At 43.0% G+C, this 12,297-nt stretch carries 11 protein-coding genes and 1 pseudogene; 10 read left to right on the top strand and 2 right to left on the bottom strand.

Annotation, left to right across the window (positions count from 1 at the left end):
• The first annotated feature begins 283 nt into the window (after positions 1-283).
• On the top strand, positions 284-874 hold the full coding sequence (locus AC5RDS_RS01695; protein ID WP_494222185.1) for a MarC family protein: 591 nt from the start codon (positions 284-286) through the stop codon (positions 872-874).
• Positions 875-881: 7 nt separating this feature from the next.
• On the opposite strand, the gene AC5RDS_RS01690 is transcribed toward AC5RDS_RS01695, so the two are convergent.
• Together AC5RDS_RS01690 and AC5RDS_RS01685 are read right to left on the bottom strand one after the other, a co-directional pair.
• Complete coding sequence (locus tag AC5RDS_RS01690; protein ID WP_013613591.1) at positions 882-1,382, bottom strand: YqaA family protein; 501 nt, start codon at positions 1,380-1,382, stop codon at positions 882-884.
• A 161-nt stretch (positions 1,383-1,543) separates the two neighbouring features.
• The gene (locus tag AC5RDS_RS01685; RefSeq protein WP_013613592.1) at positions 1,544-1,996 is read right to left on the bottom strand and encodes a YqaA family protein; all 453 of its coding nucleotides are present in this window, start codon (positions 1,994-1,996) and stop codon (positions 1,544-1,546) included.
• A gap of 128 nt (positions 1,997-2,124) precedes the next feature.
• Between AC5RDS_RS01685 and AC5RDS_RS01680 the strand changes: the two genes are divergently transcribed.
• From AC5RDS_RS01680 to AC5RDS_RS01640, 9 genes and pseudogenes are all read left to right on the top strand, one after another.
• A complete protein-coding gene (locus AC5RDS_RS01680; protein ID WP_022160689.1) occupies positions 2,125-3,471 on the top strand; it encodes a sigma-54-dependent transcriptional regulator in 1,347 nt (448 codons plus the stop codon).
• Between the two features lie 23 nt (positions 3,472-3,494).
• Positions 3,495-4,367 (top strand): annotated as a pseudogene (locus AC5RDS_RS01675) (ATP-binding protein); the annotation flags it as partial.
• Between the two features lie 440 nt (positions 4,368-4,807).
• Positions 4,808-5,035, top strand: coding sequence for a hypothetical protein (locus tag AC5RDS_RS01670; RefSeq protein WP_013613594.1), 228 nt, complete (start codon positions 4,808-4,810; stop codon positions 5,033-5,035).
• 12 nt (positions 5,036-5,047) lie between these two features.
• Positions 5,048-5,386: a PKD-like family lipoprotein gene (locus tag AC5RDS_RS01665; RefSeq protein ID WP_172719910.1), complete on the top strand. Its 339-nt coding sequence runs from the start codon at positions 5,048-5,050 to the stop codon at positions 5,384-5,386.
• Positions 5,383-6,672, top strand: coding sequence for a PKD-like family lipoprotein (locus AC5RDS_RS01660; protein WP_182400482.1), 1,290 nt, complete (start codon positions 5,383-5,385; stop codon positions 6,670-6,672). Before AC5RDS_RS01665 ends, AC5RDS_RS01660 begins: the two co-directional genes overlap by 4 nt.
• A gap of 11 nt (positions 6,673-6,683) precedes the next feature.
• Positions 6,684-7,850 carry a TlpA disulfide reductase family protein gene (locus AC5RDS_RS01655; RefSeq protein ID WP_013613596.1) on the top strand — a complete coding sequence of 389 codons (1,167 nt, stop codon included), beginning with the start codon at positions 6,684-6,686 and terminating at the stop codon, positions 7,848-7,850.
• A gap of 17 nt (positions 7,851-7,867) precedes the next feature.
• Positions 7,868-9,211 (top strand): TlpA family protein disulfide reductase, encoded by a 1,344-nt coding sequence (locus AC5RDS_RS01650; RefSeq protein ID WP_172719909.1) that lies wholly within the window; start codon positions 7,868-7,870, stop codon positions 9,209-9,211.
• 155 nt (positions 9,212-9,366) lie between these two features.
• Complete coding sequence (gene kbl, locus AC5RDS_RS01645; protein WP_013613598.1) at positions 9,367-10,557, top strand: glycine C-acetyltransferase; 1,191 nt, start codon at positions 9,367-9,369, stop codon at positions 10,555-10,557.
• 98 nt (positions 10,558-10,655) lie between these two features.
• The gene (locus tag AC5RDS_RS01640; RefSeq protein ID WP_013613599.1) at positions 10,656-12,065 is read left to right on the top strand and encodes a carboxylesterase family protein; all 1,410 of its coding nucleotides are present in this window, start codon (positions 10,656-10,658) and stop codon (positions 12,063-12,065) included.
• The last annotated feature ends 232 nt before the right edge of the window (positions 12,066-12,297 follow it).

The raw sequence follows: 12,297 nt of genomic DNA, 5'->3' as shown, positions 1-12,297 counted from the left end.
ACAAGCAAACCATCTCCAGAACAATGCTCATGAAACGACATCAACGTATCGCCCCATTATTTGAAGATGATTTTTGGGTGACACGTTGACGAAGTCAGGAAAAAGAGAAACGGACCGAAAACGGAATGAAAGGTCCGTCCCGGAATCCGGAATTAAAATTTATCGGAAAAAGTACCTGTTTTTTCTTTAGAAAGTAGTATTTTTGTTGTCTCAAATTTAACTACAAGGGGTTTGGTTGTTTTGTTTTAAACAAAACAGCTCTTTGCTGATAAAAATATACACAATGGGCATTTATTTTAACTTTAAAGAAATTATCAGTGCTTTTATGGTACTGTTTGCTGTAATCGATATTCTGGGAGCCATTCCGATTATCATTAGTTTGCGTGAAAAGAATCAGAAAATAGAGGCTGGAAAGGCAGCTATTATTTCTTTTGTTATATTAGTAGCCTTTTTGTTTATCGGGCAGGCATTATTGGGATTATTCAATGTCGATATTTCTTCTTTTGCCGTTGCCGGTGCTTTGGTGTTGCTGGTTTTAGCGGTAGAGATGATCTTCGGTGTCGAGATATTTAAAAACGATAGTCCTTGCGGGTCGGCTACGATCGTTCCGCTGGTATTTCCTTTGATTGCCGGGGCGGCTTCGTTTACCACTTTGTTGTCGTTGCGGGCGGAATATAATATTCTCAATATCATCATCGCTGTCGCGATGAATATGGCATTGGTGTATCTGGTATTGCGCTATGTGTATTATGTAGAACGTCTGTTCGGTAAAAGCGGAGTGTACGTAATGCGTAAATTATTCGGTATTATCTTGTTGGCAATAGCCGTTCGCTTATTTACCTCTAATCTGACTTCTTTGATCGGTAGTTTTTGATTGGAAATCAGAGTTTATCGAAAAATTTGATAAAACGGCTTGAAAAGATCAGGAACAATAGCGTCCATAGCAGAAAGCGGCACATTCTGCCGATAAACATCAGGATAAAAGTATGGGTTCGTTTCGTCTTATAGAAGCCGAGTGCTACATTCGAAATATCGCCGATAACGGGAATCCAGACCAGGAGTGCCATCAGGCCCCCGTATTTTTCGATTTTATTTTTCTGTTTCAGCAATTGTTCTTCTTTGATATGGAATAATTTCCGTATCCGGGTGGCATTGCCGGCATAACCGACTCCATAAATCACCAATCCTCCGATCCAACCACCGGTTGTCGCTACGAAAAGACAGAGCCAGGGGTTGAATCCCATAGCTAACATACTTACATATAATAGGTCTGCACCTAAAGGAATAAAAAGTGCAGACAAAAACGAACCGGCAAACAATCCTAAATAGCCATAATGCTCCCAAAATTCGGTGGTCGCTAATATGATAAAGTCATGTCCCATTTGCAGAGGTTTGATCGTGCTCTTACAAATACGTAAAGGGGGAAGGAAAGTTGTTGGGACGGTGGAAACGGATAAAACGGTGACGACAGATAAAACGGCGAGAGCAAGAGAACAGAAAAAAATAGTGGAAATGGTGAGAGGGGGCGGTAAAGAGAGAAAGTTTAAAAAAATCGTTCTCCGTATTGCAGGTAGAGCCAGGTCCAAAGCAGGAAGCGGGCGAAACGGCCGATTAGCATGTAGATGGCCGAGGCATAAGGTTTGATTTTGTAAAATCCCAGGGCGACGGCCAATAAGTCACCGATAAGCGGAAGCCAGGTAAACAGGGCCAGCCATACTCCATAACGGTTTATGTTTTTTTTCTGACGGAGGAGCTTTTCTTCCTTCACCTTCAGCCAGCGTTCGATCCATTCCCAGCGGCCCAGCCAACCGATCCAGTATGAAGTGAGTCCTCCCAGCCAATTACCGGTTGTGGCGATAACCAGGCAGGCCCATACATTTCCGCCTAGAGCCAGGATACCCACCAGTAATACATCCGCACTCATCGGAATGAGGGTAGAAGCCAGAAAAGAACCGATAAATAATCCCCAATATCCTAAATCGATCAATGAATCCATGCGGCAAATTTAGGATTTTCCGGTCAAACCTTTGGGCATTTGTCTTTTACTTTTTACTTTTACGAACAGAAGTAGGTATAATTAATTTAAGTTCATAAAGTTTGTAGACCGATTTAATTCTGGGTATAATGGGTAAGGTGTTAATCATCGATGATGAAAATCAGTTACGGGGACTATTGGCCCGTATTATTGGATTGGAAGGTTATGAAGTCATTCAGGCCGACAGTTGTAAGGCTGGGTTGAAACAAGTGGAACAGCAAAATCCCGATGTGATCATCTGTGATGTCCGCTTACCGGATGGAAGCGGTGTCGATCTTATAACAGAAATGAAGCGGCTCGGACCTTTGACCGAGATTATCCTGCTGACCGCCCATGGGAATATCCCGGATGGAGTACAAGCGATAAAAAACGGTGCATTCGATTATATAACCAAAGGAGACGACAATAACAAAATTATTCCTTTGCTCAGCCGTGCTATGGAAAAAGTAGAGATGGCCAGGCGTTTGCAACAATTGGAGAAACAGGTCGGACAAAAGTATTCCTTTGAGTCGATTCTCGGGAAATCGAAGCCTATCCGGATGGCTGTAGAGTTGGCCAGAAAAGTTTCTGTGACGGATGTACCTGTATTATTGACCGGTGAGACAGGAACCGGCAAAGAAGTCTTTGCTCAGGCCATACATCAGCATAGTAGCCGGGCGGGCAAGGCGTTTGTGGCGGTCAATTGTTCGGCTTTTAGCAAAGAACTGCTCGAGAGTGAGATCTTCGGCCATAAAGCGGGGGCCTTTACCGGGGCTTTGAAGGAAAAGAAAGGACTGTTCGAGGAAGCCGATCAGGGAACGATCTTTCTGGATGAGATCGGTGAAATGGCTTTCGATTTGCAGGCGAAACTACTACGGGTACTGGAAAGTGGCGAGTTCATAAAAGTGGGGGATACCCGTCCTATTAAAGTAAATGTCAGAATTATAGCCGCTACGAACCGAGACCTTCAGAAAGAGATCGAGGCCGGGCATTTCCGTGAAGATTTGTATTACCGCTTGTCTGTTTTTCGGATTCAACTCCCTCCTCTGCGTGAACGGATAGAAGATATCGAATTGTATGTCCGGGCTTTCGTGAAAATGTTCGGACCGGGTGTGGGGAAAAAGATAGAAGAGATTACACCTGAATATTTGGGAACCTTGAAAAAACATGTCTGGAAAGGAAATGTCAGGGAATTGCGTAATGTGATCGAACGAAGTATGATCATTGCCGACGGTGCGGTATTGACCGTAAGTGATTTGCCCTTCGATATTCAGCAGTCGGTTTTGGAAAGTGAAGGCGGAAAAGGATACTCTGAATTCGACCTGGCCCAGGTGGAAAAAGCACATATACGGAAAGTATTGCAATATACCGGAGGAAACAAGACCGAGGCTGCCCGTTTGATGCACATCGGCCTGACAACCCTTTACCGTAAGATCGAGGAGTACGGAATAAGATAGAGGGAAGGTTTTAACTAAAAAATACAGTTGATAAGATATTGAGTAAGATACACAATCTTACAATGAGAGAATTGCCCGGAGGAACATTGTTTCCTGAGACAATGAAGCAATACGATGACTACACCATTCGTGAGGCACTGCACAATGCAATCGCTCATCAGGATTATACATTACAGCAACGCATCAATTTTGTGGAGAATCCCGGATGGCTGTATTATGCCAACGGAGGTAGTTTCATTCCAGGCACTTTGCAAAAGGCATTGGAGACCAAAGGTCCGCAACGGCATTTCCGAAATGAATGTCTTTGCCGTGCAATGGTAAACTTCAATATGATAGACACCGTAAGTCGTGGTATCAAGAAGATGTTCAACGAGCAAAGGCGTCGTCATTTCCCGATGCCTGACTATGAAATTGACATGTTGAACAAAGAGGTTGGCGTAACGATATATGGAAATACCATCAATGAAAAATATACTCAGTTGCTCAAGGATAACGATACATTGACATTAGAAGATTGTATCCTTTTGGATGCGGTGCAGAAAGGACATCGCATTTCCGAGGAGAATGTACTCGCTTTATTGAACAGAGGACTATTAGAGGGGGATACATCCGAGTATAGCATATCATTGGATCTTGCTAAAAAAACAAAGCAGTTGCCGGATTATACCCGCAACAGAGGTTTGGATAAAGCAAAACTCCAACAAATGATTTTGCAGTATCTTCAAAATGCTGGTTCTGCTGGAGCCAAACGCGATGCTATATTTGATTATCTCAAAGATGTGCTTCCTAAAACCAAGACTATTGAACAACAGGAACGAATGGTCGGAAATATTCTTGTAGAAATGAAAGAAGTTGGTATAATCATTTTGAAAGGCCGAATATGGTATATGGAGTAGTTGTTATACCTGTGTTTTTGACTAAACCAAGAGAATTACGACTATTTACGACTAAATAGAACCAATTACGACTAAAAGGAGTTAATCTCTTTGCCTGTTCAAGGATTTTGACTACTTTTGCATAAAGAGTTATTTGACAGTAAAACATAGCAAAACGCTGAAAATCGTACGGTTGCCAAGTCGTTACCATTACTTTTCAGATACTCCGTTAAATGTTTATTCTTCAAACGGTTGTGTTAAACCGTTAATAATCTAAAATACTTTTAAAACGTCCGGCAACACGTAATGCTACATATTCGGCTAATCTGACTTTCGATTATGCCCAATCTGATTTTGAAGCGGGTACTTTAGAAAGACAATTTTTCAGATTAAAAGCCGAAGATACGGTAAATCTCGGTTTATGGGGATCCAATGAGGAAGAATGGGACGGTTACTATGCCATGTATTTCGGCGATTATAGTGAGACGAAAGCCCGGTATCTGATTACAAAATACGGAGGGACTTCCCTGAATGAATGGATGATGACCAATCAGTTTTACGATATACTCTTGTCGAACGGATTTTATACGGATTTAGAAGCTTATAAGGCGGATCCGGCCAACCGGCCTTTGATTGATGAGAACACCGGAGAATGGATCGAGATCCCGGATATTTCGGAATTACTTTAAAATTTGAACAGTATGAAAAGATTGATCTATTTTATATTAGGATTACTCGTGGCTTCGTGCTACGATGATAAGGGAAATTATACTTATCAGGAGGTAAATACACTGGATGTCTCTTTGAATAAAGTATATTCGGTGCGTCTGGATAAAGATACGACGGTTACAATTATACCGCAATTGTCTCAGTCCTTACAAGAAAATGAGGATAATCTGGAATATACGTGGCTGCATTCGACAACCAATCATAATTTTTACGGACATGGCAAGTTCGACACGGTTGGATTGGAACAGAATTTAAATTTTCATATCGATCCTGAGGCTAAAATCTGGCCTATGCCCATTATTTTCGTTTGAATGTATACGATAGAATAACGGATATAGAATATCCGGTCAATACGACCATCGAATTGATCAAACCTTATGTCGGTTCGTGGATGATATTACACCGTAAAAACGGACAGACTGAATTAGGTTCTGTCGAATATATCGGGGGAGACATCGTCGTACAGGAAGATGCTTATTATGAAGAAACCGGAAAAAGATTTACCGGAAAACCGCAGGCTTTGATGTCGTATACGACTTCCTGCAAGTATTATGGTACAGGATCGGGCTGGAATATGTTTACCGTCATTACGGATGATCCGGTAGAATCGGGCGTGTATTGCCAGTGGAAACATTTTGAAAAGAAAGACAGCCTGACGCGGATGGTAGCTCCGTTAGCTCAGAATAGTTTTGATTTTCAGCATATCACTTTAGCAGATGGTGATGGCACTGCCAGTGCTTTGTTGCTATCCGGCGGCATGCTTTATCAGTCGCCCCGTGCCGGGAAAATTTATGAGCCGGCTGCTGATCTGGAAGGAGAGGTAAATATCACGCTTGCTTCTAAAATCAGTAATAATGCGCTGTTGTACGATGAAGCAGGACATCGTTTCGCTTTCTATTATAATACGAGTGACGGGTTGGGTGTAAAGAAATACGATCCCTTGTATTTTAGTGAAAGCGAGGAAAATACGAATCTGATCAAGGCTATACCGACCCGGGATGGAAATGTGTCGGCTGTAAATCCCAATAAACTGCCTGAAGACCAGAAAGTCTTGTATTTGGGAACCGGTTATCAGTATGCTTCTGCCTGGACCAGTGTGTATGCCTATGCTTTGGCGAAAAACGATACCAGATGTTTCGTCTATGAGTTCAATCCGAGAGGATTTAATTATTCGGACAATGCTTCGTTTAATGGCTATTATACCATAAATATCCCCCAAGGTTTGGACGAGAGTGCAGTGTTTGCCTCTACCCCTCCGTACAGTGGGCTTCTTTTTTATGCTTCCGGCAATACGGTTTATCGTTTGGATTTCAAGCAGGCAGGAGGAAAGGCGACAGCTATTTATACCCATGCCGGAGGTAAGGCGGTGAAGATGAAATTCGCTAAGCGCTATCTTTCCAGCAGTAATGCTTTCGATGCTTATGAATTTGATGTGCAATATAGTTTGGGTATCGGTTTCGATATGGGAAACGGTAAAGGAGATTTTGTCATTCTGAATTTATCGTCTACCGGAAGTGTCGGTGGGGATAGTGAGCATTATCCGGCCAAGCAAGTGTATACTGATTTTGGGGAAATTACTGATTTTGTATTTATTTAAAAATAGAGCGTATGAAGGTATTTATTATACTAGCTGGTTTATTGATGTTAGGAGCTTGTACCGGCAAGCCGGAAGGCTTTGTACTGAAGGGTGAATTGAAGGGAGCTCCGGATGATCATTGGGTATTTCTGACAAATACCGGACAAACTCATTATTACGATAGTACCCGGTTAAAAAACGGACGGTTTGAGTTCAAAGGGAAAGTTGACGGTCCGGAATTGCGTTGTATTACTTATTTTAAAGATCCCTCACAACGGGTTTTTGGGTGGGATAAAATTCTGAATATTCCGGTTTATGTTGAGAATGCTGCTATTCAGGTCACTTTACCTTTTGCTGAAATGCCTTCGAAGCTGCAAAAAGAACTTCCTGCCGGTTTACAGGTGAAAGGGTCGGAATCTCATGATCTGTATATGGCTTATAAGCGACGGGTGACTCCGTTTGTTTTGCAGAACGATAGTTTGTTCGATGCTTACCGGCATGTGTATTATTATAAAAAAGGAACGGAAGAAGACGTATTTCGCTGTGTCCGGGAAATGGATGCCGTACGCGACAGTATCTTTTATACCGGGGTCGGTTTTATTCGTCGGCATATTTCCTCTCCGGTAGCCGTATATGTGGCTAAAGGGTTGAATGTACGGGCACATGAAAGACGGGTTGCCCGGGAGGTTGCCGGACTTTTCCCGGAAGAGTTTCGGAAAACCCCGGAAGGACAGAAGCTGGAGAAGGCTGTCCTGGGCCAGCCTTTATACGTTGGAGATGTATTGCCTGATTTCGAGGTATTGACCACCGGTTTGAAAAAGGTGAAATTGTCCGGGATATTACGCAAAGGTCATTATACTTTGGTGGAATTATGGGCATCCTGGTGTGGCCCTTGCCGGGCAGATATCCCCCATTTGAAAGAGACCTATGAACGTTACCATGGAAAGGGATTCGATATGGTCAGTATTTCGATAGACGACGACACGGATGCCTGGCTGAAGGCGGTAAAGGAAGAAGGAATGGCTTGGACACAGGTTTGCGGGGCGAACGGGAAGAGTTATGACAAGGAATGTATGAAACTCTTCGGAACCAATGGTGTGCCTTCCTGTGTTTTGGTCGATGCCGAAGGCCGGGTAGTCAGCACCAATGCCCGTGGAGGATGGTTGAATGAAAAATTAGCGAAATTGTTTCAGGAATAAGGATAAAATTGAAAATAATGAAAAGTATTTTGATCGTTTGTCTCTGTATGTGGGGGCTGCTCGTGTATGGGGAAAAAAATAACACGGTGCATTTGTATGGTTCGTTGAAAGAATTTAAAGCGGCAGAAGTGAATATGGCTCCGGATGGAGCTGCCGGCGAGATTTCGGATGCCGGAGTGATAAAAATACCCGTGGACGCAGATGGAAATTTCGATTTGGTGTTGCCTTTGAGCAAACCTGCTTATTTCCGTATCGGACGAAATACCTTGTATCTGACTCCCGGAGATGAACTGAAAGTATATTTGGGTACTTCCCAGCCGCAAAGTACATTCGAGGGGAAAGGTATGGAAGCCAATACCTATCTGAAAGGACGCTTGTTTCCGAAAGCAGGGTCCTTTCTTTCGGCCGGAAGAAATCTGAGACCGACTTTTGAAGCGACTAAAAAAACGGTGGATAGTTTAGCTGCCCTGCGTATGAAAGAGTTGGAGGAGTTGAAAAATGTCAGTAAAGAATTTAAGCTGCTCGAAAAAGAACGGATTAAAGCTGATGTGGCGAATAGCTATATGTCTTTTGCCGGTTATTCGGACGCGATGTTGAGCGATTGTAAGTCGGAGGAAGAATTCAAACAGGTACTTGGGAAATTTTACACTTCTATACAAGGGGATATGAACCCGATTCTGCAGGAAATTGCCGGTTCGGACGATTATCTGGATGTGGCCGTTGTGAGAGATGTCCTGGTCAGTTGCTATAACTTGAAAGTTTTCGATTATCCGAAGTCCGCCCGCTTGGCAGAACTGGTCGAAGTACTGGAAAAAGGAGAAGAACTGGAAGGGGAACTGACGCCGGAAAAATACCGGGAATTGAAAAATTTTGCCGGTAAACTGAAATATAAAGATTTCAGCGAAGCTTATCTGGGGCGTTTGGAGCGCCGGGCGAAGTTGATGGAAGGACGTCCGGCTATCGATCTCGATTTTGTGACTTCCGAGGGTAAGAAAGGAAAACTGAGTGATTATAAAGGTAAACCGATGTATGTCGATTTTTGGGCGACCTGGTGTGGCCCTTGTATGGGAGAAATGCCCTATTTCAATGAATTGAGCAGTAAATACCCGAATGTACAGTTTATCGGAATCTCGGTGGATGAAAGTGAGAAAGCCTGGAAAAACTTTATCGGGCGGGGTAGTCATGGCGCTGTCAACGAACTGAACTGTCAGGACTCCCGCACTAAATCCGGTTGGGATATTACGGGCATTCCGCGTTTCTTGTTGATCGACGAACACTTCAATATCATTTCGGCCGATGCTCCCCGTCCTTCACAAAAAGAGATCATCGAGCCGATATTGAAAAAACTCAGTAAAAAATAATATTTACCGGCATCTTTCGAAACTAACGAATTCTTAGAAAATCGGGGGATTTGGGTTCGGATTGTAACTTTAAAAAATCTTTAAGTGATATTTTTATGGGATTTCCTGAAATATTTTCTAAGTTTGAAGAAATTATATAAATAATCTTTACTGCTATGTACGGAAAATTTCAAGATTTCTTAAAGGCTGAAATTCAGTCTATAAAAGATGCCGGTTTATATAAAACCGAGCGCCTGATCGCAACACCTCAGGATGCAGAAATCAAACTGACTACGGGCGAAACCGTATTGAACTTTTGTGCGAACAACTATTTGGGTCTTTCTTCCCATCCGCGAGTAATCGAAGGAGCCAAGAAAGCATTGGATGCCCGGGGATACGGCATGTCGTCTGTTCGTTTCATTTGCGGTACCCAGGATATTCACAAAGAGCTGGAAGCTAAAATCTCTAAATTCTTCGGGACCGAAGATACTATTTTATATGCTGCTTGTTTCGATGCCAACGGAGGTGTTTTCGAACCTTTGTTCGGTCAGGAAGACGCTATCATCTCCGATGAGTTGAATCATGCTTCTATCATCGACGGTGTTCGTTTATGTAAAGCGGTTCGTTACAGATACAAACATGCCAATATGGAAGATCTGGAAGAACAGCTCAAAATTTCTCAGGCTCAGCGTTTCCGGATTATCGTTACCGACGGAGTATTCTCTATGGACGGCGATATTGCCCGATTGAAAGAAATCTGTGATCTGGCAGAAAAATACAATGCCCTCGTCATGGTAGACGATAGCCATGCTGCCGGCTTTATCGGTAAAACAGGTCGTGGTTCTGCCGAATACAACGGCGTGATGGATCGTATCGACATTTTCACCGGTACGCTGGGAAAAGCACTGGGAGGAGCTATGGGAGGCTATACGACAGGTAAAAAAGAAGTGATTGAAATGTTACGTCAGCGGTCCAGACCTTACCTGTTCTCCAACTCTCTGTCTCCGGCTATTTGCGGGGCTTCTATCGCTGTATTCGATATGTTGACGGAAAGTACCGAATTGCGTGACCGTGTGATGAGCAATGCCGAATATTTCCGGGGTAAACTGAAAGAGGCCGGATTCGATATCAAACCTTCTGAATCGGCTATCGCTGCACTGATGCTTTATGATGCCGTATTGTCACAGCAGTTTGCTGCCGAGCTGCAGAAAGAACATATTTACGTTACCGGTTTCTATTATCCGGTCGTTCCGAAAGGACAGGCACGTATCCGTATCCAGTTGTCGGCTGCCCATACCCGTGAACAACTCGATCGTGCAATCGCAGCCTTTATCAAAATCGGTAAAAAATTGAATGTCATTCAATAAATTTTGTCTTCACACCCTTTCAGGAGTGGTTAGATTTCGGAAAGAGGTGTCGTTTGTGATGCCTCTTTTCTATTTATAAATTTTCTGGTCTGAATAAAATGAAAACTACTGCCCACTATTTAAAAATTTTTTGCTTTTTAGTACTTCCGATATTATCGTATGCTTGTCCGGCTCTGGCCGTCGGTTCCGGAAATGAAAACGAAGCTGTTGCCGGCGAAAATAAAGCGTTGAAAGAGAAAATGGTTCGTTTCTTTTTAAATTACCTGTCGGGTGATGAAACCTTATATCAAGACAATAAGCCGGTATCTTTGGCCGATATTGCCCGTCAGCGCCAGTTGGTTTGGGATGCGTGGGTAGAAGCGAACAATCGGTTTGACGAGCAAAAATTGATCGGACTCGGTAAATTGGAGCAGGAAAACTCCGGTAATTGGGATTTACCGGCAGAGCTCGAACCGCATGCTGTTATGCCCTATTATTGGGGATGTAAGGGAGAGCCCGGGCCTGAAGGGGGATACCCGCTTTACCTCTATATGCATGGTTCCGGTGATAAGGGCCAGGAGTGGGCAACCGGGATCTTACTTTGCCAAAAATTCGACGATGTTCCTTCGGCCTATTTTATACCCCAGATTCCCAATATGGGTAATTATTACCGCTGGTGGCAAAAATCAAAACAGTTTGCCTGGGAAAAGTTGTTACGCCTGGCTTTTGTTTCCGGAAATATCAACCCCGATAAAGTCTATTTTTTCGGTATATCCGAAGGGGGATACGGTAGCCAGCGTCTCGCCTCTTATTATGCCGATTATCTGGCCGGAGCAGGACCTATGGCCGGGGGAGAACCTTTGAAAAATGCACCTGTCGAAAACTGCCGGAATATTGCCTTTTCTTTTCTGACCGGAGCCGCAGATGCCGGTTTCTACCGGAATAAACTGACAACATATACTAAAAATGAATTTGAAAGATTAAAGAAATTGTATCCGGAAGATTATATCCATCGGATAGAACTGATTCCAGGGAGAGGACATGCTATCGATTATACGCTTACGACTCCCTGGTTGAAACAATATACCCGCAACCCTTATCCTAAAAATGTAAATTGGGAAAATTTCGAGATGGACGGGATGTACCGGAAGGGATTTTATAATCTGGCCGTTAAAGAACGTTCGAATGATGACTATTCTTCCCGAACTTATTATGAATTGGCGATAAAAGAAAACGAAATCTCATTGAAAGTCGATCTGGTTACTTATAAAACGGTCGAGACCGACCCTAATTGGGGAATAGAGCTGAAATTCGAAAAAGATTATCGGCCGGCAACCAAGGGAAAGGTCGTGATTTATTTATGTCCGGAACTAGTCGATCTGAATAAGAAAATCACTCTGATTGTCAATGGTAAAAAAGCATTTCAGGGAAAAGTAAAGCTTGGACTCGAACATATGGTAAATAGTTGTGCCACTTTTTATGATCCGGCAAGAATATATCCGGCAGCCATTGAGGTGAATATAAAGTAGTATTGTTAAACGAAATAACGTCTGATAGGCGATAAAAGAAGAGGGTGTCCAAAAAGTATTTGGCACCCTCGATTTATTCGTATCCCTATTGGAGACTGAAATCAAATATCCGATTCTACAAGGGGGTATTTTTCCTTTTTGGACACCCTCTTTTGTTTGGAAAGACAAACGATTTTAATAAACTCGAAATCGTATTTGCTCTTTGAATTTCAGTGCAAGTTACACTTTTTTT

The sequence above is a fragment of the Odoribacter sp. genome (assembly GCF_985060555.1).
This window is presented reverse-complemented; position numbering and strand designations above follow the sequence as displayed.

Bases quoted from the DNA above. Each gene is read 5' to 3' on its own strand.
- AC5RDS_RS01680 (WP_022160689.1), top strand. From the start codon at position 2,125: ATGGGTAAGGTGTTAATCATCGATGATGAAAATCAGTTACGGGGACTA.
- AC5RDS_RS01640 (WP_013613599.1), top strand. From the start codon at position 10,656: ATGAAAACTACTGCCCACTATTTAAAAATTTTTTGCTTTTTAGTACTT.
- AC5RDS_RS01665 (WP_172719910.1), top strand. From the start codon at position 5,048: ATGAAAAGATTGATCTATTTTATATTAGGATTACTCGTGGCTTCGTGC.
- AC5RDS_RS01685 (WP_013613592.1), bottom strand. From the start codon at position 1,996: ATGGATTCATTGATCGATTTAGGATATTGGGGATTATTTATCGGTTCT.
- AC5RDS_RS01670 (WP_013613594.1), top strand. From the start codon at position 4,808: ATGTATTTCGGCGATTATAGTGAGACGAAAGCCCGGTATCTGATTACA.
- AC5RDS_RS01690 (WP_013613591.1), bottom strand. From the start codon at position 1,382: ATGGGACATGACTTTATCATATTAGCGACCACCGAATTTTGGGAGCAT.
- kbl (WP_013613598.1), top strand. From the start codon at position 9,367: ATGTACGGAAAATTTCAAGATTTCTTAAAGGCTGAAATTCAGTCTATA.
- AC5RDS_RS01650 (WP_172719909.1), top strand. From the start codon at position 7,868: ATGAAAAGTATTTTGATCGTTTGTCTCTGTATGTGGGGGCTGCTCGTG.
- AC5RDS_RS01655 (WP_013613596.1), top strand. From the start codon at position 6,684: ATGAAGGTATTTATTATACTAGCTGGTTTATTGATGTTAGGAGCTTGT.
- AC5RDS_RS01695 (WP_494222185.1), top strand. From the start codon at position 284: ATGGGCATTTATTTTAACTTTAAAGAAATTATCAGTGCTTTTATGGTA.